19 protein-coding genes and 2 pseudogenes are annotated in these 19,223 nt (G+C 53.7%); 6 read left to right on the forward strand and 15 right to left on the reverse strand.

The window, feature by feature from the left end; all coding sequences use genetic code 11:
• Positions 1-52 precede the first annotated feature (52 nt).
• Positions 53-529: a ParB N-terminal domain-containing protein gene (locus RAL88_RS18355; RefSeq protein WP_306265447.1), complete on the reverse strand. Its 477-nt coding sequence runs from the start codon at positions 527-529 to the stop codon at positions 53-55.
• 371 nt (positions 530-900) lie between these two features.
• Positions 901-1,104, reverse strand: a complete 204-nt coding sequence (locus RAL88_RS18360; RefSeq protein WP_306265448.1) for a helix-turn-helix domain-containing protein — start codon at positions 1,102-1,104, stop codon at positions 901-903.
• A 121-nt stretch (positions 1,105-1,225) separates the two neighbouring features.
• Between RAL88_RS18360 and RAL88_RS18365 the strand changes: the two genes are divergently transcribed.
• Positions 1,226-1,954, forward strand: a complete 729-nt coding sequence (locus RAL88_RS18365; protein ID WP_306265449.1) for a hypothetical protein — start codon at positions 1,226-1,228, stop codon at positions 1,952-1,954.
• 245 nt (positions 1,955-2,199) lie between these two features.
• Here the strand turns inward: RAL88_RS18365 and RAL88_RS18370 are convergent.
• The 10 genes and pseudogenes from RAL88_RS18370 to RAL88_RS18415 all read right to left on the reverse strand — a co-directional run.
• A pseudogene (locus RAL88_RS18370) lies at positions 2,200-2,691 on the reverse strand (RraA family protein); the annotation flags it as partial.
• A gap of 441 nt (positions 2,692-3,132) precedes the next feature.
• A complete protein-coding gene (locus RAL88_RS18375) occupies positions 3,133-3,582 on the reverse strand; it encodes a hypothetical protein (protein ID WP_306265450.1) in 450 nt (149 codons plus the stop codon).
• A complete protein-coding gene (locus RAL88_RS18380) occupies positions 3,563-4,039 on the reverse strand; it encodes a MaoC family dehydratase N-terminal domain-containing protein (RefSeq protein WP_306265451.1) in 477 nt (158 codons plus the stop codon). The genes RAL88_RS18375 and RAL88_RS18380 overlap by 20 nt, the downstream gene beginning before the upstream one ends.
• Entirely contained in the window at positions 4,036-4,824 is a 789-nt protein-coding gene (locus RAL88_RS18385; protein ID WP_306265453.1) for an enoyl-CoA hydratase/isomerase family protein, read from the reverse strand. Before RAL88_RS18385 ends, RAL88_RS18380 begins: the two co-directional genes overlap by 4 nt.
• 1 nt (position 4,825) lies before the next feature.
• On the reverse strand, positions 4,826-6,493 hold the full coding sequence (locus tag RAL88_RS18390) for a class I adenylate-forming enzyme family protein (RefSeq protein ID WP_306265455.1): 1,668 nt from the start codon (positions 6,491-6,493) through the stop codon (positions 4,826-4,828).
• Positions 6,411-7,175, reverse strand: coding sequence for an ABC transporter ATP-binding protein (locus tag RAL88_RS18395; RefSeq protein WP_306265456.1), 765 nt, complete (start codon positions 7,173-7,175; stop codon positions 6,411-6,413). The genes RAL88_RS18390 and RAL88_RS18395 overlap by 83 nt, the downstream gene beginning before the upstream one ends.
• Entirely contained in the window at positions 7,153-7,929 is a 777-nt protein-coding gene (locus RAL88_RS18400) for an ABC transporter ATP-binding protein (protein WP_306265458.1), read from the reverse strand. Before RAL88_RS18400 ends, RAL88_RS18395 begins: the two co-directional genes overlap by 23 nt.
• Entirely contained in the window at positions 7,929-8,816 is an 888-nt protein-coding gene (locus tag RAL88_RS18405; protein WP_306265460.1) for a branched-chain amino acid ABC transporter permease, read from the reverse strand. The genes RAL88_RS18400 and RAL88_RS18405 overlap by 1 nt, the downstream gene beginning before the upstream one ends.
• A 1-nt stretch (position 8,817) precedes the next feature.
• Positions 8,818-9,729: a branched-chain amino acid ABC transporter permease gene (locus RAL88_RS18410; RefSeq protein WP_306265462.1), complete on the reverse strand. Its 912-nt coding sequence runs from the start codon at positions 9,727-9,729 to the stop codon at positions 8,818-8,820.
• Positions 9,730-9,801: 72 nt separating this feature from the next.
• Positions 9,802-10,944: an ABC transporter substrate-binding protein gene (locus RAL88_RS18415; protein WP_306265463.1), complete on the reverse strand. Its 1,143-nt coding sequence runs from the start codon at positions 10,942-10,944 to the stop codon at positions 9,802-9,804.
• A gap of 205 nt (positions 10,945-11,149) precedes the next feature.
• Here RAL88_RS18415 and RAL88_RS18420 point away from each other — a divergent pair, with 205 nt between their 5' ends.
• Positions 11,150-11,827 (forward strand): TetR/AcrR family transcriptional regulator, encoded by a 678-nt coding sequence (locus RAL88_RS18420; RefSeq protein WP_306265464.1) that lies wholly within the window; start codon positions 11,150-11,152, stop codon positions 11,825-11,827.
• Positions 11,760-12,017, forward strand: a pseudogene (locus tag RAL88_RS18425) (transposase); the annotation flags it as partial. The gene RAL88_RS18420 and the pseudogene RAL88_RS18425, both read left to right, overlap by 68 nt.
• Before the next feature lie 354 nt (positions 12,018-12,371).
• Here RAL88_RS18425 and RAL88_RS18430 read toward each other — a convergent pair.
• Both RAL88_RS18430 and metC read right to left on the reverse strand, forming a co-directional pair.
• Positions 12,372-13,010 (reverse strand): VOC family protein, encoded by a 639-nt coding sequence (locus tag RAL88_RS18430; protein ID WP_306265465.1) that lies wholly within the window; start codon positions 13,008-13,010, stop codon positions 12,372-12,374.
• 4 nt (positions 13,011-13,014) lie between these two features.
• Positions 13,015-14,199, reverse strand: coding sequence for a cystathionine beta-lyase (gene metC / locus RAL88_RS18435; protein ID WP_306265466.1), 1,185 nt, complete (start codon positions 14,197-14,199; stop codon positions 13,015-13,017).
• Positions 14,200-14,300: 101 nt separating this feature from the next.
• Between metC and RAL88_RS18440 the strand changes: the two genes are divergently transcribed.
• A complete protein-coding gene (locus RAL88_RS18440; RefSeq protein WP_306265467.1) occupies positions 14,301-16,637 on the forward strand; it encodes a molybdopterin-dependent oxidoreductase in 2,337 nt (778 codons plus the stop codon).
• Positions 16,638-16,640: 3 nt separating this feature from the next.
• The gene (locus tag RAL88_RS18445; RefSeq protein WP_306265468.1) at positions 16,641-17,411 is read left to right on the forward strand and encodes an IclR family transcriptional regulator; all 771 of its coding nucleotides are present in this window, start codon (positions 16,641-16,643) and stop codon (positions 17,409-17,411) included.
• Positions 17,412-17,419: 8 nt separating this feature from the next.
• On the opposite strand, the gene RAL88_RS18450 is transcribed toward RAL88_RS18445, so the two are convergent.
• Positions 17,420-17,821, reverse strand: a complete 402-nt coding sequence (locus RAL88_RS18450; RefSeq protein ID WP_306265469.1) for a rhodanese-like domain-containing protein — start codon at positions 17,819-17,821, stop codon at positions 17,420-17,422.
• 185 nt (positions 17,822-18,006) lie between these two features.
• Here RAL88_RS18450 and RAL88_RS18455 point away from each other — a divergent pair, with 185 nt between their 5' ends.
• On the forward strand, positions 18,007-19,215 hold the full coding sequence (locus RAL88_RS18455; protein ID WP_306265470.1) for an FAD-binding oxidoreductase: 1,209 nt from the start codon (positions 18,007-18,009) through the stop codon (positions 19,213-19,215).
• Positions 19,216-19,223 lie beyond the last annotated feature (8 nt).

The following is a 19,223-nucleotide window of genomic DNA, read 5'->3' on the forward strand; positions in this document are numbered from 1 at the left end:
TCGCTTTGTTTTGCAGAGCCGCGCTGAATGCGGGGCTCTTTCGGTCAGCTCATTACGATGCCTGTTGAGAGGCTTGGATTTCCATCGTGAGACGTCCGCTCACCGTGAAGGAAAGAATGTGCTGCACTTCGATCTGAAATATCTCCCGATCCAGATCGGCGGTTTTGAAGAATTGGTGCGTCATCCGGAAATAGATGCTGCGCTCCTCCGCATTCAGCCCCTCGAGCCTCAGCGCAGGAATATCATCCAGCCCAATCCGCACCGCAGCTTCCACAAGTCCCTGTCCGGCAATGATGACACCGTCGGAATCGACGAGAACCGGTGTAAGGAAGCCAAGTGTGAAGAGCGCCTTCACAATTTCAGAAATATCCTCTTCATCAAGTTCGCCCATCGGCTGAAAGTTGTGTGTCAGCTGCGCAGGATTCACCCGAAAAAGCCTGTCGCGAAATACCGGCGCAACCATGTAGGTTTCAAGATCGAGTTTACTCTCATGCATTTGCGGTTCCTTTCCCATATCGATCGTGCCCATACCGATCGTGTGTGTCAGAAGACGCGACACAGGTAGTCGCATCGCCAAAACGACACAGTAGTTCATGTGATGTATGGGAGGCCGGACTAACATCGGTAAGTCATCAGCGAAGGGCCGCTATAGCAGCGTGAGAGAGGAAGACCACCGATCCTTCTCACTTCGCATTCTTTAACGTGCGGATTACATAGAATACTTACAAGTCTGATGCAAGAAAAAATTCTCCTGAATTCAGAAAATACTCAATGATACTAAGCGTTTAAACGCCCTGCCTTCGGTTTTTAGAGCAAAATCAGACCCTTATCCGGACGGCATTTTTTGAGGCAACTGCGGTTGCGGGCGGGCAGCGCAATTAGGTTGAAACCCCGACCCGACTAGTCGAGCAGTTCGCCGCAGGGAACACCCAGAGCCACCGCAATTTTGTCCACTACCTCGATGGTGGGATTCCGGGCTCTGCGCTCCAGATCACTGATATACGTTCTGTGCAGCCCTGACTGATGTGCAAGCTCCTCCTGCGACCATTCCTTTGACTGGCGCAGCCGACGCATGTTTCCACTGAGGCGGGCTCTAACATCCATGCACCTTTAAGGGCGGCAATGTCGTCGATCCGTCTACAGTCGATCAGTGACATTTACGGTTGACTTTCCCTAATGAAGAAGCGTTTGTTGACGTCACTTATCGTCGACAAGGGCTATTAAAATGGTGAATTCAGACAAAACATTGGAAGAGCAGGCGCAACGTCTGGCGGACTACATAATCGCAATTGACTTGGAGCCGGTGCCTTTGCCACCGGAGTATTTCTACGCCTCCCTGCCGCTTTGTGTGATCGACGCTGTGTTTTCGATTGGCGTGAGCTATACCTCGACCCGAAACACCGTTGTCCGGTACTGCAAACGCCAGAACTGGACAAGAACACTGGCACCGGATGCGCCACGGGCACGGGGTGAACGTACGATCGTGGAATTCCTGGCCTTGTTTGACGGCCTGGCACCGGATCAGATGGCCGATGAACTCTTCGGCAACCGGCAACGCACTTCCACCCGATCCGGAATTCTGAAGGCGGAAGCGGTTCAGCGATTTGCTTCGGCGCTGAAAGAATTCGGGATTGATGACTTCGAAGATATGACCGGGGACCGGCCTGCCGCCGCAGAAAAACTGGTGCGTGGGATTCCCGGTCAGGGAAGCGGGATATCATTCGATTACTTCCGGATGTTGGCTGGTGACGATAACCTGATCAAACCGGACAGAATGGTCCAGCGCCTCATAGCCAGAGCGATTGACGTGAAGCCAGATCAGGTCACACCTGATCTGGCAAGAACCATTCTGAAGGGCGCAATCCCGGTTTTGGCCGAAAGGGGGGCTGGCTGGTCACCGCGCCAACTGGATTATGCGATCTGGGAACGAGAGAGTTCCGGTCCGGCAAAATGAGGCCACACTGTGAACGGCGAAAGCTATCGCCTGAACCAGAGCCAATCCCGGCTCGCAAAAGTCAACAAATAGTCACAACATAATTGGTCCAAGCCATTGTGATCTCCTTCGAATCTCCAAACTATCCGAATGAATCACAACCTGCTGATATCACTTAACTACTTTTAAAGCTATCGTCCGATGATGGCATGCTGGTGCTGCGCGAGATTGAACAGAGCCCGGATGGACAGCCCTTCTGCCGGAGATCAGACCGGCCAGATCGACTGCAATTTTTCGCCAGAAAGAATGCGATCACGGGCAGCGGTCTCGTTGGTGCCAAGCGCATCCGCCGCATTTGCAACATCGCGTGCCCGGCTTTTTGGAATGGCGACTACGCCGTCGATTTTGCCGAAAATGAAATCACTGGGCGACACTGTAACCCGGCCCAGCTTAAACGGCACCTGGCTCTCCCCGAGTTCCTTTTTGCCCGTCACGCCAACCGGGCTCGCCGAGGATCCGAACAATGGATAACCGAGTGTGCGCAGCTGGGCGAGATCGCGCACTGTGCCCTGGACAATAGTTGCCGCTGCTCCAGCTGTCTTGGCTCCCGACGACATCAACTCGCCCGAGCAGCTTCCTTCTGCGCATGATGCATCGCATACAAGAATGCCGCCAGTTGGACAATTGTCGATGGCGTTGTGATAGACATCCTGCGGCTCGCCCATGCGGTCCGTGGGTTTGAAGAGAACCGTTACCGCCGGACCCCAGCACCCGGCTCCAGCGCTCCCAACAGCGAAATACCCTCAAGGTACCCCCATAAACCAAGCGATTCCATACTGTCGTGAATGTCACCGGAATACCACTTTTTCAGCCGCTCTATGGCCACACAATCCGTGTCTGGCAGTACATGCGGGACAACTGGCTCTCCAACAGGGTCTTCAAATCCTATGACGACATCGTTGCCCTGTCCTGCGAGGCGTGGAACAAACTGATCCAACAACCATGTTGGATCATGACAATAGGAATGCGCAATTGGATGAATGAGTGGTGATTAGCGCTGGTTGGTATAAGTGGGAGCGACTTGGGGCGTGATGCTCGCCATAGCAAGCGCGGTCCAAGGCGCGTTGGCCGTTGGACCAACATGGTGATAGGTCAGGTTTTGGTGAGGCGGGATTTGCCATGGGTGAGCTGATTGCGGCTTAACTTGTATCTGATTGCGCTCTGACACCGACGATGGCCGTTGTAACAATCGTGCCAGTGGTTTTTTGTGTGACGGTGAGTGAGCAGCGGATGATATTGGTGTCATCAGCATCGTCTGAGGTAATTTCACCCGAAACTTCGTAGTCCTCATCAATGGGAGCTGTCGCGGTGTTACGGAATTTAAGCTCTGCAATTTCCGCCCCCGGCCAGAAGGAACGGGTGACTGTCTCGATGCACCAATTTCCCAGCAGAAAACCGGGGACGATGATGCCATGGTTGCCTTTGCTCACAGTGAACTCTTGATCATAGTGGAACCGGTGGAAATTGCGAATGGCCGAGCAAAACCGAACCACATCAACCTGGTTCGGACGCTTGGTGAGCGTCTCTAGCCTATCGCCGACACTGGCGCTGCCAAACTTGAGTGGAGATTTAGAAAAGTATCTGTTCATAGCGTTCGCGAACCTTCAGTCGACCACTAGAGTCTCGGTATTCGGTGATCCATTCGGCGATCACAAAGTCCCGTTTCCGGCCACTCTTTTCGTTCAGTGATGCAAGTGTGCGGATTCCGTTGAGCTTGTCGCCAAGGACCAATGGCTCATGCCATTCCATCTCGACACCGCCGCCCATCGTTTGACCTGTACCGACGAGCGGCCGCAGTTCTGTAACCGTGCCGTCTTCAGCGAAATCCTCAGATAGTGCGAACGGGCGGGTGGCTGCGTAATAAAGCATCGGTGGTACTGGAATGGATTGAAGCGGCTCCTCTCCAACACCAGGCAGCTGATACAGCGGATTGTCGTCACCGGATGCGGCAACAAATCCGCGTGCGTCGCTCAGCGAAATGGGATCGCTTTTGAACTCAAAGGAACGACCAACCCAAGCTTCTATCTCTGGTGTCAGGAGGCTCACGTCTTTGCCTTTCCTGACGTGAAATTGGGAGCTCGTTTCTCGGCGAAGGCAGCGAGACCCTCTTTAACGTCTTCGCCCTGGCCAGCTGCCATTGCCAGCCAGTATTCCATCGCATCGGCTGCTTCGACCCCTTGATAGAGGCTTTCACGGGAGATGCGTTTGTAGGATTCGACGGAAAATTGTGACATGCCCGTAATGTCCTTTGCCAAAGTAATCGCCTCGTCAAGCAACTGCTCGCGGGGGACAACGGCGTTCACAAAGCCAAAATGCTCTGCACGCGTAGCGCTCAAAGGCCGCCCGGCCATGATGACTTCGTTTGCGATCGCAGGCGGCAAAATTCGAGGCAAACGCGATGATTGGCCGGCAATTGGAACGATGCCGAGCCTCGGCCCGGGCACCGCAAACACCGCCTCCGGTGTGGCCAATCGGAAGTCACTCGCAAGAGCTAGACAGAAACCACCTGCAAAGGCCGATCCATTGACCGCGCAAATCACCGGTTTCAGAGTATCACGAGGAAGGAGGAACACCTTCATATGTTCTTCCCCGTAGAGGTGGCTCAGATCGCCTTCGGGTATATCTTTAATGTCGTGACCAGCACAAAATGCCTTGTCTCCAGCGCCGGTGATGATGATCACGCGCACCGCGTCATCCATATCAAAATCAGAAAAGGTGGTCTCCATGCGATCGACCATTTCTGGGGTCATGGCATTTCGTTTGGCGGGTCTATCGATGGTGATGAGGCCGATGCCAGGGCCAAGTATTTCTGCTTTAACTTGTCCATCCATTTTATGACTTCCCTTTTGGTGTCGCCATTCTTCCGTTGCGCATTTCGAGAAGGGCTTTTCGGTCTATTTTGCCACCGGCATTGCGTGGAATTTCGTCGGTAAACAGGAACTCGGATGGTACCTTCGGCGGTGCGAGTGTGTTTTTGCAGTGAACCATGAGCGTCTCGACGAGGCCTTGTTCTTTCGATCCGAGGCTGGGCACAACGAAGGCCGAAACGGTTTGCCCGAAAACTTCATCGTCCGGGCCAACAACGGCGACATCACTCACCCAGGGATGTATTGAGAGGACGCTTTCAATTTCCAATGGGGAGATATTGAGACCACCACGAATTATCATTTCCGATTTGCGTCCGAGCAGAAAAATATTCCCCTCGCCGTCTATGCGACCTTTGTCCTGGGTGTAGATCCACCCGTCGCGGACGCGGTCTGCGGTTTTGTCTGGATCCCCAAGATATTTCAACATGAGCGTAGGTCCGCGCAGAGCAACTTCGCCGGTTTCACCGATTGGGAGAATCTGGTCTTTTTCATTTCGGATTGTCACGCCAAAGTCCGGGCTGACCAGTCCCACGGAACCATGTACATGATCGTTTCCTGCAACTTCGACGGCAGCGCCTGGGATCTCGGTCATTCCATAGTTGCAAATGACAGGTGCTCCCGAAAAAGCAACGAACCGTTTGATATCCGTTTCACTTATGGGAGCAGAAGCAGAGTAGAGCATACGAACCGTGGAACGATCGAAGCGCTCTTTACCCTCCAAGTTCAGAATCATGATGATCATCGCCGGAACAAAGGCTGCGGTAGTGACTTTGTGCCGTTCTATCGCTTCCAAAGCGCGTTCAGGATGGAAACGATCCAATAAGACAAGAGTAGAGCCGGCATAGAGGGCCGAGGCTGCGCTGAAGATGAGGCCATATATAGTATGAAAGGGCAACGCTCCCAATACCACGTCATCGGACGACAAACGCCACGTCTGAAGCAGTGTTTTGTGCAAAGCCTGCATCGCATCACGGCTATGTACAATCGCCTTCGGAGTGCTCGTTGTGCCAGAACTGAACAGGATGAGAGCACAGTCAGCAGGCAGTACCGTGCATCCGTCATTGTTGGCACACGAGGCCGGATGCATGGTCTGCCAAACACCTATATCCTGTCCGGTGACTTCATCAACAATCGCCCATCGTGTCTTGTCTTCTGCCGTCTCAATATTGGTATCGGCGCGCGCGCCACACACAATGTTTTTGGCACCGCTCACATCAAGATAGTGTTCGATGTTGGACTGTGTGCCGGTGGGATCACCAATAACAAGAATCGCGCCAATGCCGTGCAACGCCCAATAGGCGACGACCGATTCTATACAGACATCAAGGAGGAGGAGAACGGGATCGCTGATTGAAATGCCTCCTTCTCGGAAAACCACCATTTGGTGTTCGATCATCTCTTTCAACTGTGCGTAGCTGACTGCCCGGGAATCCTCTTTGACGGCCCATTGATCCGGGCGATTGTTCGCATGTTCCCAAATAGGAACAATGATGTGCGGCAAGCTGTGATCCGCATCCGAGCAGTTAACATTGGACTGAGAATGCTGCATGTCAGTGCGTCGCTGCCTCCTGCTTTGTTTCAATGCCTGCACTTTGGACATTACCGAGATAGGCAGAACGGATACGATCATCATTCAGGACATCTTTTGATGGTGCATCAAAATCGTTCTCACCCATCTTCAGCACATAGGTACGATGGGTAATCTCCAGAACGCCGTGGACGTCCTGCTCGACGATAAGAACAGACATTCCCAGTTGTTCTTGAAGTAGAAGGACGTTCGCATACATCTCGTCAGTTGCCTTGGGGGATAGTCCGGCGGAGGGCTCATCAAGCAGGATAAGTTCCGGTGAGGTCATTATTGCCATGGCAAGGGCGAGAGACTGGCGTTCACCACCACTCATTGTGCCTGCGGCTTGACTCTTCCGGCTTTTGAATTGGGGAAACAAGTCCAGCATACGCGCGATCTGATCCCTGCGTTCACCGGCAGGTAGAAGATACCCTCCGATCTGCAGGTTTTCCATAACCGTCATCCCTGCGAATACATTCTCGAGCTGAGGAACGTATCCGATGCCTGTGGCAACGACTTTGCTGCTCTCCAAACCCAGAATGTCCGAACCTTTAAAACGCACTCCGCCTGTTGACCAGGGGGTCATGCCCATCACGGATCGCAGCAGAGTGGATTTACCGCACCCATTCGGACCGATGATCGACACGATTTCCTGATTGGCAACTGACAGATTGAGACCATGAAGAATCTCGCTGCCACCATACCCGGATTTTAAATTGACGAGTTCAAGCATCTTGTGTTTTTCCAAGATAGACCTCCAGAACTTTCGGATCCTCATGAATGAGATCCGGTGGCCCGGAGGCCAAATTTTTTCCTGCATCAAGCACGACCACATTGTCGCAAACCTCAGCGATAAACTGCATATTGTGTTCAATGATGAGAAAGGACGTGCCGGTATCTTTTCGGATGCCATTGATCATCTCGATTAACTCCCCCGCGAGGTCGGGATGAACGCCGGCGGCTGGCTCGTCGAGCAGGATGACATCCGGTTTACGAATAAGGACCAATGCGATTGACAAGAGACGCTGCTGGCCCCCGGAAAGAACCTCGGCATATTCATTTTCAAGATGCGAAAGTTTCACTGCAGCCAGCAATTCGCGTATGTGTTCAACCTGCCCGGGAAGTCTCGCCATCAGCGCACGTCGTCGAAAAACCGAAGACATCAGGGTTTCGGAAGAAGCAATATCTGATCCCGCCAGCATGTTCTCGATTAAGGTCATGCGCCGTGCGATTTTGGTCACCTGGAAGGTCCGCATGAGTCCATGATTGGCAATGATTTCGGGAGCCAGGCCGGTGATGTCTTTGCCTTTGAATTTTATCAATCCGAAGTTCGGCTTGAGATAACCTGAGAGACAGTTCAGTGCTGTGGTCTTACCCGATCCGTTGGGGCCAATAAGGCCCACAATTTCTCCGGCTCCAACTTGGAATGACACATCGTCAAGCGCCTTTAACCCGCCGAAGGAAACCGACATACCTGACACATCGATAGATATATCAGTCATCAGAACTCACTCTTTTGTTCGGGCATCAGGCCATCGGGGCGCAACAAAACGGTCAAGATGATCAGAAGACCGATCAATGCCAAACGGATATTTGCGATGATGACAGCTTCAATATCGAGGAAATCGCCAATAAAGCGGGTGCTGTTAAAGAGTACGACCATGATGAACGCGCCCAGGATTGAGCCTTTCAGGTTGCCTTTGCCGCCCAAAATAACCGCTGCCCAGATGATGAAGGTTACGATTGGCTCAAATGCCTGGGGCGAGATGAAAGTGGTCAAATGTGCATAAAGCGCACCTGCCAGCCCGACCATCGCTGCACCCACGGTCATGGTTTTGAGTTTAAACCCCGAGACATCTTTACCAAGAGATCGTCCAAAGTCTTCGTCTTCACGGATGATCTTGAGAATGCGCCCGAATGGCGAGCGGGCAATGTTGTTTGAAATCCAGAAACACAGAACCAAAAACCCAAAGGCGAATAGGGCAAAGAAGGTTGAATAAGCACGGACCGGGATCACAGTGGCAAAGGGTTGGGGGATGTCGCTCATTCCGAATGTTCCGCCTGTCAGCCATTCTTCATTAGTGCTGATCACTCGGATCAACTCAGAAATGGAGATCGTGACTATCGCCCAATAGTGAACAGACAGCTTCATCGTCGGTATGGCGACCAGAGCTCCGGCAATCCCCGCTATTACGGTGGCCAGGGCCATAGAGAACAGGATCGGAACTCCTGTTAGCGAAAAGTTTGCCGATGCATATGCTCCGATCGCGAAAAACGCTACCAGGCCAAAATTCAGCAACCCGCCAAACCCGTATTGCAGGTTCAAGGAAAGCGCCATGATTGCGTAGATCGCGATAAGGGTGCCGAAGTAAAGACTAAGCTCGATCATATCATTGATCTCCTGAGCTGCCTTTCATGATACCTTTCGGGAAGAACAACATGACAAGGATGAGAACCGCAAAAGACACCGCAAACTTGTAGCCGGTAGGCAAGAATAGTGATCCGTCGTAGCCAAACGGCGCAACGAGAAAGGACCAATCAATCGCCAGGGACCCGTTCTCGAGAAGACCGATCATGAAGGAACCGATTACGGCCCCATAGACGTTTCCGATTCCACCCAGAACAGTTGCCGCAAACACCACCAGGATGATGTGCACACCCATGTCGGGCCAAAGCTGTGTATCCATTGCGATGAGTGTGCCGCCCAGGGCCGCATAGCTGCCGACAATGAACCAGATCCACCGTATTGTGACCTCGACGTCAATACCGCGTGCTTTTGCAAGCGTCATGTTGTCGGACATAGCGCGCATGGCACGGCCGAGCTGTGTTCGGTTCAGCAGCAGATAGAAACCTGCCATGGCAAGGACTGAGACAACAACAATAACAATTTGTGTGTGAGTTATCACCGCATCACCGATACGATAAATTTTCTCCAACTCGTCGCTGTAGTTCCGGCCTTCGACGCCCCAAATGACAGCTATGATTGCTCGAAGGAAAATCGATAGCCCCAAGGATGCGATCAGAAGGACCACCCCGGGAGAGAGTCGTAATTGCCGGAAGATAGCGACATCGGCCAGCAAGGCGACGACACCACCGAGCACCGCGCCAAAAGCTGCAGCGATCCAGATGTTCATGCCCAAATCCGACACAAAAAAGTAAGTGAAATAGGCTCCAACCAGCGCAAATTCACCATGAGCGAAATTGGCAAAGCGGAGCAGCGAGAAGAGAATTGTGACACCAACAGCAAGCGTCGCAATCTCAGAACCCCGAATGACCGAGTTGAGGAGGACTTGTTCCAGCATTTCATTCTTTCAGAATATCGGCGGACGGCGCAACACTTGCACCACCCGCAAAATTGACAGTGAGAGGAAGATTTAATCTCCGGTATAATCGACGATCGCCCCATTCTTGTAGACACGACGGCCGAAGCGCTGGCTGACCTGAATACCATCTGCGTCAACCGAGAAATCCGACTTGGTGACACCACGGTAAATTTCCATTGCTTTCGGGATTGCAGCCCGGATCGCAGCCTCATCGTCAGAGTTGGCAAGGTTCAAAGCCAGCGCAGTAATCCAGACAACGTCGTAGCCAACGGAAGTGAACCAGTCGAGTTGTGCATCGGCACCAACCTGCTTTTGAATGCGCGCAATGAAGTTATCAAAGCGTGGCCCTGGCTCTGCGGCGATGTCGACACCTTTTATGCCTTCGCAGGCTTCAGGAATACAGCGACCGGCCGGGTTAGCCACATAGGGTTGATACCATCTGCCACGAACTTTCTCCATCAGCCCCAACTCATAGGCTTGTTTGAAGATTACACGTGCCGTCTCACCAAAAGAAACTGCGACGACAGCATCTGGGCTTGCTTGGCTTAGGCGCTGAAGTTCAGCGCGATAGTCTGTCTTTGCCGGCTCGTACGCTAGATCCGCGATAATCTCGATACCAAGCTCTTTGAGCGCTTCACCGGTGGCATTTGCCATACCCACACCAAAGGGGTCGTTCATATAAAACAGCGCCACTTTTTTTGGTTTAGAGTCTTCAGCAACGAATTGTGCAAGGCCTTCACCAAGAATGTCATTGGTCGCCAGCATTGTAAAAAGACCGTCACCGACCGCACGTTGTTCTTCGGAGGTCGCTGCGATTGTGATCTGGTTTTTGCCTTTGGACACCGTGTACTTCCCTGTCGGAATTGTCACGGCAGAAGAGATTGCGCCCAAAACCAGTGGCACGTCATTAACGTCCACCAGCTTGCGAACGGCTTCAATGCCAGCTTGAGGTTTGGATTCTGTATCCTCAATGATGAGATGGAGTTCGCGTCCACCGAGTACGCCGCCAAGAGCATTTATTTCTTCAAGTGCAGCATTGATGCCGTGCATTGTTTTCGCACCGGCAGAAGCATTCGAGCCACTGAGCGGCAAGATGACGCCGACTTCTACAGCTTCTTGTGCATGAACTCCGGCTCCTGACATCAGCGTGAATGCAAGAGCAGTTGCGGTCGCTAGATTGGCTGGTTTTATCATTGGTTTTCCTCCGATGGTTGCCGAAATTTCCCCGTTTCAGATAAGCGGGTTTCTCGTTGACAATTCTGTATAGCTCGCATTATACGAAATAACAAGCAGTCCAGACTGTTTTGTTATTGTAATATATGGATGAGAGGCAGCGCTGACTGTTTTTTCTTCCGCGCGGCAGGCTTTCATGGCAAAAGCCTCGGAAAGGATGAGAAGAATGACTAATTCAAGCGAAACGAAAAACAAGAACCATGTAAGGTCTGCGCGAACACGTGAAAAAGTTCTGGAAGCCACGATTGCTTGTATTTATGAGCAGGGACTGCAAAACACCTCAACGGTTGATATTACAAAGCGAGCCGGAATTTCCCGGGGCGCAATGCTCCATCACTATCCGTCGAAACAGGAGCTTCTCTACGCGGCCTATGAAACGTTGCTTACGAGGGAGGCAGAGAAGCTCCGGGTGGCGGCGGCAGATTATTCCAATGGTAAGATCACCGTCGACAGTTTCATAGATCAGCTATGGGGGCGCTTCTCCATTGAATCATTTTCAATTACGCTTGATTACTTCTCCGCTGCCAGAACCGACGACAATTTGAAGACCAAGGTTCAACAAGCCCGTAAACATTATGACGACGCGCTTGGAGAAATTTGGCATCAGTTTTTCTCGGATAGTGGGCTTTCCGAAGCAGAACTTTCCAACCTGTTGAAACTCACGATCAGCTTGTTCAGGGGCATGGGCCTTCAGTTGCTCATATGGTCTGATCGAGATTCGATGAATGAAGTGGTGGCTGAATGGAAAATTCATATCAAAGCGCGGCTTGCAACACCGCAACGGCTCGTCGAAAAAGGCGATTCTGACGGGCTGCTTGAAGGTACCGCTGAACATTCCGCGTGAACGGTGCGCTACGTTCGATCCCGAACTAATGGCCAGATATCAGCAGCGCTTTCCCGATTTTGACGACACGATCATCTTTGATATATGCGCGAGGGATGACGGTGCGCGAGATCCGCACGCATCTCCAAGGGATTACGCCATCGACGTGTCACCGAACCTAATCTCGCTCGTAGCGAACGCATACGTTCAATTTCAGGCCAAAGCGAAAAAGTCGACGCCTTCCTGATGGCTTGGCATCGAACTGACGAATGCGGCCGTCGTTTGAGGTAAATTCCCAAGCGTCGGGCCGGGTCGGCGCATTGTTGACGGTCGTGAAGAGCCCATCACCCGAAACAGTCCGGTCGGGAAGGCCTGTTTCTGCTTGACTGGCCCTGATTTGGAAGTATCTCGACAGCCGGCAAGGTCAGACTTCGCGTTCATCATTCGGGCGGCGATGAAATCAGCGACGTGTCCTCGTTGCCGGCGCGAACGCATTTTGCGCCACTTTTCAGTGCATCCATGTGAAACCCAGACCGGGAAACTCAATCCAATGGATTCATCTAAATCAATCCAGAACCACGCGCCCCTTAGGTGTGTCGAGCGCGAAGCTAAGGGCGGCCGGGCCGTTGCTGACATCTGCCAGATGATCGACTTGCAGGGCCTGAAGGGTCTCCGACAACTCAGCACTGTCGGGATAGCTGAGTAGGACCTTGTTCAACGTCACGCCGAGGTTCTGCTGTCCTTTGCTTGGATGGGGTCCGGGCGACCATTCGATGAACGCAGGCAGCATTCCGCCCATCGGCAGGCTCCCGTCTTTGGGTACGGTCAGCCGCCACGACCGGTCACCGCGTGTGAACAATACCACTTCGCCCAGATCGACGGGACTGTTCGCGATTACACTGTCCAGATCATCCGTGCTGACAACCCAGCAAAGCGCACGGGGACGTTGTGCAAGGCGCGCCTGCGTCGTTGGGTCGTCCAAAGTGAACCACCTGGCGCGACCGGGGTCGGAAGGCGCCTCGTGATCAATTGCAATCAGTTCGAAAAAGCTCTCATTGCCAGCTTGCATCACACAGTTATGCGTACTCATTGCGTCGTGTTTTCCACCTCGCGGCACGGTGACACCGATGGCAGCTTCCATCGCAACCACGCCCTGTTCGAGTGTGTCGGCGCCAATGGCAAAGTGATCAATTTTGTTGTGCATGAGCTTACTCCGACGCGGTGTTCAACAAAGGAAGGGCAGCGGCCAGATCGGCCTTCAGTCTGCCCAGGTCTTCCAGTCCGATGTTAAAACGCACCAGTTGGCACTGGATGTCCCAAGCGGTCGCTGTGCGCTGAGGTTTAACTGGAAGGACAAGGCTTTCGTATCCGCCCCAACTGGCCCCGATCCCGAAATGCTGCAGGGAATCAACGAAGGCGCGGATCTGATCGTCGCTAGAGGGATGGAATAGCACGCCAAACAGGCCCGCAGCCCCCGTGAAATCCCGTTTCCAGAATACGTGCCCCGGACAGCTGTCAAAGGCGGGGTGGAGCACGGACTTGACCTGCGGTTGTCCACTTAGCCACCTGGCCATCTCTCGGCCTGCCTGATCAAAATGGTGCATCCGCATCTTCAGCGTGCGTAGACCCCTCAGTGTGAGAAATACTTCTTGCGCGCCGGTTTTGTCGCCGATGGCCATAACTGTCTTGCGGATAGGTTCGACATATTCAGCAGTGCTGGCGACCATGCCCATCATGCAATCCGAGTGGCCGCTGAGGTATTTTGACATTGACGCGACAACCACATCGACGCCCAGGGCAAGCGGTCGGCAAAAGACCGGCGTGGCCCAGGTACTGTCGATGATCGAGGGCACGCCCCCATCACGCGCGACCTTGGCAATTGCAGGTATGTCGGGGACTTCGAACGTGCCGGATCCAGGCGCCTCAAACATTACGGCGCAGGTTGTCTCACGCATCCGATCAGACAAACCGACGCCAATCATAGGATCGAAATACTCGATCTCCACCCCCAAGCGTGTCAGCACATTGTCGCAGAATGCGCGCGTATTGCCATAGACATGATCCGCAACAAGCAAATGGGCACCAGGTACGCAGAACGCTATCAAAGTGGTAGAGATCGCGGCCACACCCGAGGAAGTTAGCGTCACACCATCGGCTCCCTCCAACTCGGATAGCATTGCTTCCAACTGGAAACCGGCTTGATTACCGTAGCGGCCATAATACAGTGTGCCTGTGGTGTAACGCGCATCGCGGGCCGCTTCGAAGCCTGCCAGAGTATCGAATATTATGGTAGAGCCGAGTTCAATCGGCAGGTTTACATGCCGGCCTTGCACCTTTTCAGGACGGCCGAGTTGAACCAGGGAATCGGTTATGTCATGGGGAATTTTGGGCATTAAAATCTCTCGCCAAGGGTCGAAGGGAAGATGACACCCCGCCAAAGATGTGTCAATATATGGGATATATGTTTCCTATATCAGCACAATAGGGTAGAACAATGCAGGAACCAAGAACCAAACTGACGTCGAGCCATTGGGGTATCGGCGTTGCGACAGTCCGGGACGGGCGGATTGTCAGTGTGCAAGGCCATTCCGATGACCCTGCAGCGTCTCCCATTAATGAAAATATTCCGGGCAGCCTGCATGGCGATGCGCGTGTGCGCCGTCCAGCCATACGCCAAAGCTGGCTTGAAGGCTGTCCGAAAGCCTGTGAAAGAGGCCGCGATGATTTTTTAGAGGTCGATTGGGACACGGCTCTGGATCATGTGGCAGCTGAGCTAAAGCGCGTCCGCGAGACCTTTGGCAATGCTTCAATTTTTGCAGGTTCATATGGTTGGTCCAGTGCCGGGCGATTTCATCATGCGCAAAGCCAGTTGAAGCGCTTCTTGAATACCCAAGGCGGATTTGTACGCTCCGAGGGGAATTACAGTTACAATACAGCGCTAGGTTTGATGCCATACATTGTCGGGCCTTATCGGACACATGTCACGCAAGCGACCCGCTGGAAGGTGATCGCCAAACACAGCGATCTGGTGGTGATGTTCGGTGGTATGGCTGAGCGGAACACGCAAGTCAGCGATGGCGGCGTTTCCAAACACCGGATGTCCGGCAATCTGGCTGCCTGCGCCGAAGCCGGTGTGGATTTTGTCAACATCAGCCCGCTGCGCAGCGACGCTTCGGATGTGCTGAACGCTGAATGGATGCCGGCAAGACCGGGTTCCGACACAGCACTGATGATGGGTCTTGCGCATACTCTGTTGATCGAAAACCTTCATGATCCGGCGTTTCTGGACCGGTATACTGTCGGCTTTGATCATGTTCGCGCATATCTGGAAGGCGAAAAGGACAGTCAGGTCAAGGATGCAGATTGGGCATCAGGCCACTGCGGCATTGACGCAAGTCAAATTCGCGCATTGGCCCGCCGCATGGCAACAGGGCGTACCATGCTTACCATGGCCGCTGGAGTTCAACGCGCTGACTATGGCGAGCAACCCTTGTGGATGGTTGTCACATTGGCGGCGATGCTGGGCCAAATCGGCCTGCCGGGAGGCGGCTATGTCATTGGCTATGGCGTGAATGGCAACATCGGCAACATGGAACGGCTCTTCCGTCCGGGAACTATCCGGCAGGGTACGAACCCCGTGTCAGACTATATTCCTGTTGCGATGATAAGTGAGATGCTCTTGCACCCCCGCGGTACCTACTCCTACCAGGGTCAGGACCGGAAGTTCCCTGATGCCAGGCTGGTCTGGTGGGCGGGCGGCAATCCGTTTCACCACCATCAGGACCTCAACCGCCTGCATGACGCGTTCCAAACGCCGCAAACGGTCATCGTGAACGAACTGAACTGGACCGCAACGGCCCGCCATGCGGATATCGTGCTGCCGGTCGCTGCAGCGCAAGAGCGGCTCGATTTTGGAGCCGGAAAGTCCGACAACGCCCTGATTCCGATGCCGCGCCTGATACCGCCGACGGCAGAGGCGCGGGTCGAATACGATATTTACGCCGACCTGGCAGAACGCCTTGGTAAGAAGGACGCCTTTACCGAGGGTAAATCAAGCGACGCTTGGATCAGAGACATCTGGGAAGACACACGCAGGAACGGCGACCTTGTTAGCGTCACTTTGCCGGACTGGGACACGTTCATCGCGGGAGATGTGATCTCGGTCCCGGACCCCGGCCCGGAGCAGGTGTTCCTTGCCGAGTATCGTGCTGATCCTGACGCGAACGCCTTGCCGACACCAAGCGGCAAGATTGAATTGTATTCAGAGACCATCGCCGGTTTTGACCTGACTGATTGTCCCGGCCATTCAACGTGGTTCGTGCCCCGCGACCTGGCGGAAGGCCAAGGGGAAAAACATCCCCTCTATATGCTGTCAGGTCAGCCCAAGACACGGCTGCACAGTCAGCTCGACAATGGCGCTTATAGCATGAGCCACAAGATCGCAGGGCGCGAACCGGTGTTGATCCATCCAAATGATGCCGGGAAGCGGGGCATTGTAACCGGTGACATTGTAGAAATGTTCAATGCGAGAGGCCGCTGTCTGGCGGGTGCGAAAGTGACGGAGGAGGTCAGCGAAGGCTGTGTATTTTTGTGGACAGGTGCATGGTTCGACCCTGATTTTGACGCGCCTCAGGCACGGGACAGGCATGGGAACCCGAACGTCCTCACTCATGATCGGCGGACTTCTGCACTGACGCAAAGCCCTGCCGCCCATTCGGCAATGGTTGAACTGGCTGTGTTCGATGGAGTGCCGCCATCTGTCACCGTACATTCACAACCCCGCTTTCAGAAAATGGAAACACCTGTTACTGGGAGTGAAAAGGATAGTTAGCGTATGGCAGATGGTGCGACAATCGAACCGAAAGTAGATTCGACCCTGTCCAAGGGCCTGTTGATCCTTGAGAACCTTTCAAACTCACAAAAAGCCAAAGGCGTTACTGAGTTGTCAAAAGAATTGGGCCTGACGAAGTCGAATACCTTTCGCCTGCTCCAGTCGCTGACCACACTGGGATATGTGAAACGTCTGCAAGACAAGTCCTATGCGGCGACGCTCAAGACGTGGCGGGTGGGCAGAGCTACTGTTGAGAATCTTAATTTGCGCGACATCGCGGCACCCGAGCTCGCGTTTTTATCCAGAGAGACAGGTGAAGCGATTTATCTGGCCGTGCAGGAAAATCTGTCAGTTGTATATATCGACAAAATTGACAGCCAAAAGCCGATCCGCTCGTGGAACCCCGTCGGCGGCACTGCGCCGTTGCACTGTGTTGGAACGGGCAAGGCAATTCTTGCTGCAGATTACGGGCGGTTGCGCGATCAGATCAAAAATTCATTGGTCCGCCACACTGCGCGTACATTGACCACGATCACGGCGCTGGATGCGGACATTGCAGCGACGATAGAACGTGGATACGCCTTCGATACCGGTGAATTCCGCGACCGAATTCTGAGTTTCGGCGCAGCCATCAAGTTGCCGGGGGGCGAAGGTGTCGGTGCATTGGGCGTGTCGCTGCCGGATATCAGTCTTCCCGAAAATGGGGTCGAGCGAATTGGCGCACTGATTTCCCACGCCGCCCGAAACGTATCTGAAAAGCTCAGCCAGCGCTGAGAGCGCGTTTAGGTTTTCCTGTCTGGAAACTCTATCGGACCGCCGTGCTTTTCCCACGTGGAAAATCCTTCTTTGAGGTGCGCTGCGTCGAAGCCCATGTCCTGAAGCGTTGCTGTTGTGATCGCCGATCGCCAGCCCGATGCGCAGTGGAACACAAATTTTTTGTTTTCCCCAAAAATAGCCTTGAAGTAGGGGCTGTCCGGATCGACCCAGAATTCGATCATGCCTCGCGGCGCATGAAAGCTGCCAGGTATGTAGCCGTTGCGCTGGCGTTCCCGAACATCACGGATATCGACGACGACCACATCGGGATTGTCCAGCATGGTGATTAGATCAGTCGATTCAATTTCTTCTATGCGGGCGCGTGCATCTGCGACCATTTTCTTGGATGAGAGTTTCAGTGGTGTCATAGTGCTATCTCGTGCTGTCATACAGAACATGAATTTCGTATATTGACACAGTCGGCAAGGTAGGGCAACCTTAAACCACAGCTTCGGACCATCAGATCTGACCCGTGGAGATTGGAATTGTGACAAGGCAGGATGCTATTTCGCTTTGGGATACTTCGGCCAGGGAGCCTGATTATCAGGCTCCGATGACCGGCGACGCGACCGTGGATGTTGCCATCATAGGTGGGGGGTTCACGGGGCTGTCCACCGCGTTGCATTGCGCGGAAAAAGGTCTTTCCGCGCATGTAATCGAGGGTGAGCAAATCGGGTTCGGTGGATCGGGCCGCAACTGCGGACTGGTGAATGCCGCGCTCTGGCTGCCACCTCAAAAGGTGCGCGAACAACTTGGCGCGACTTATGGGCCTCGCTTCATCAAGAAGTTCGGCAATGGTCCCCAATACGTATTCTCCCTGATTGAAAAGCATCAGATACGCTGCGAAGTAACGCGATCAGGCACTATTCATGCGGCTCATGCACCGAGCGGATTCCGCGATCTGGAAGGGCGTCATGCGGAATGGCAGCGCTTGGGTGAACCGGTTGATCTGCTTACGCGCGCGCAGGTGACCGAGCTGATTGGCACGGATGTCTTTCACGGCGGTCTTCTAGATAACCGTGCAGGCACAATAAATCCAATGGGCTACTGCCGTGGCCTGGCGCGCGCAGCACTTGCGGCCGGCGCCAAAATCAGCACCGGAGTGCGTGCCACGAAGCTGCGCAAGGATGGCGGGATTTGGAAAGTTGAAACCGATCACGGAACCTTGACGGCCAAGGCAGTTGTCCTGGGGACCAATGCCTACACTGATGACCTTTGGCCGGACCTCAAACGCATCTTTACGATGATCCACTATTTCCAGTTGGCGACACAGCCGCTCGGGCCGGAAGCGGCTCACATCTTACCTGGAAAGCAAGGCGTGTGGGATACAGGACCGATCATGTTCAATATTCGCCGCGATGCATTTGACCGCCTTTTGATTGGCTCCATGGGCAAGGTTGTCGGAAGAGTGGATCGCGGTCTGTCGCAGCGCTGGGCCAAAAAGCAGATCGCGCGCATTTTCTCAACACTGGGCCCGGTGGAATTTGAAGATGCGTGGCACGGTCAGATTGCCCTCACTCCCGACCATCTGCCGCGTATTTACGAACTCGATACCAACTTGTTCACACCCATTGGCTACAACGGTCGAGGGATCACCACCGGCACCATGTTTGGCGAAACCATGGCCGGCCTGTTGACGGGTACGGACCGTGCCGACCTGCCTTTGCCGATGACGAAAATGTCCACTGTGCCCTCGGCGCCCATCTTTTCCAAAGTGTACCAAACCGCCTTTACGGCAAATCAGATATTCAAAAGCTTATGACATCATTC

Origin of the sequence: Pararhizobium sp. IMCC3301, from assembly GCF_030758315.1 — a bacterium.
In the GTDB taxonomy this organism is placed as follows: domain Bacteria; phylum Pseudomonadota; class Alphaproteobacteria; order Rhizobiales.

What these genes read in the sequence shown, in the direction of transcription:
- RAL88_RS18355 (WP_306265447.1), bottom strand. Translation starts at nt 529, where the DNA reads ATGGGCACGATCGATATGGGAAAGGAACCGCAAATGCATGAGAGTAAA.
- RAL88_RS18360 (WP_306265448.1), bottom strand. Translation starts at nt 1,104, where the DNA reads ATGGATGTTAGAGCCCGCCTCAGTGGAAACATGCGTCGGCTGCGCCAG.
- RAL88_RS18365 (WP_306265449.1), top strand. Translation starts at nt 1,226, where the DNA reads ATGGTGAATTCAGACAAAACATTGGAAGAGCAGGCGCAACGTCTGGCG.
- RAL88_RS18375 (WP_306265450.1), bottom strand. Translation starts at nt 3,582, where the DNA reads ATGAACAGATACTTTTCTAAATCTCCACTCAAGTTTGGCAGCGCCAGT.
- RAL88_RS18385 (WP_306265453.1), bottom strand. Translation starts at nt 4,824, where the DNA reads ATGGATGGACAAGTTAAAGCAGAAATACTTGGCCCTGGCATCGGCCTC.
- RAL88_RS18390 (WP_306265455.1), bottom strand. Translation starts at nt 6,493, where the DNA reads ATGATGATCGTATCCGTTCTGCCTATCTCGGTAATGTCCAAAGTGCAG.
- RAL88_RS18400 (WP_306265458.1), bottom strand. Translation starts at nt 7,929, where the DNA reads ATGACTGATATATCTATCGATGTGTCAGGTATGTCGGTTTCCTTCGGC.
- RAL88_RS18405 (WP_306265460.1), bottom strand. Translation starts at nt 8,816, where the DNA reads ATGATCGAGCTTAGTCTTTACTTCGGCACCCTTATCGCGATCTACGCA.
- RAL88_RS18410 (WP_306265462.1), bottom strand. Translation starts at nt 9,729, where the DNA reads ATGCTGGAACAAGTCCTCCTCAACTCGGTCATTCGGGGTTCTGAGATT.
- RAL88_RS18415 (WP_306265463.1), bottom strand. Translation starts at nt 10,944, where the DNA reads ATGATAAAACCAGCCAATCTAGCGACCGCAACTGCTCTTGCATTCACG.
- RAL88_RS18420 (WP_306265464.1), top strand. Translation starts at nt 11,150, where the DNA reads ATGACTAATTCAAGCGAAACGAAAAACAAGAACCATGTAAGGTCTGCG.
- RAL88_RS18430 (WP_306265465.1), bottom strand. Translation starts at nt 13,010, where the DNA reads ATGCACAACAAAATTGATCACTTTGCCATTGGCGCCGACACACTCGAA.
- metC (WP_306265466.1), bottom strand. Translation starts at nt 14,199, where the DNA reads ATGCCCAAAATTCCCCATGACATAACCGATTCCCTGGTTCAACTCGGC.
- RAL88_RS18440 (WP_306265467.1), top strand. Translation starts at nt 14,301, where the DNA reads ATGCAGGAACCAAGAACCAAACTGACGTCGAGCCATTGGGGTATCGGC.
- RAL88_RS18445 (WP_306265468.1), top strand. Translation starts at nt 16,641, where the DNA reads ATGGCAGATGGTGCGACAATCGAACCGAAAGTAGATTCGACCCTGTCC.
- RAL88_RS18450 (WP_306265469.1), bottom strand. Translation starts at nt 17,821, where the DNA reads ATGACACCACTGAAACTCTCATCCAAGAAAATGGTCGCAGATGCACGC.
- RAL88_RS18455 (WP_306265470.1), top strand. Translation starts at nt 18,007, where the DNA reads ATGACCGGCGACGCGACCGTGGATGTTGCCATCATAGGTGGGGGGTTC.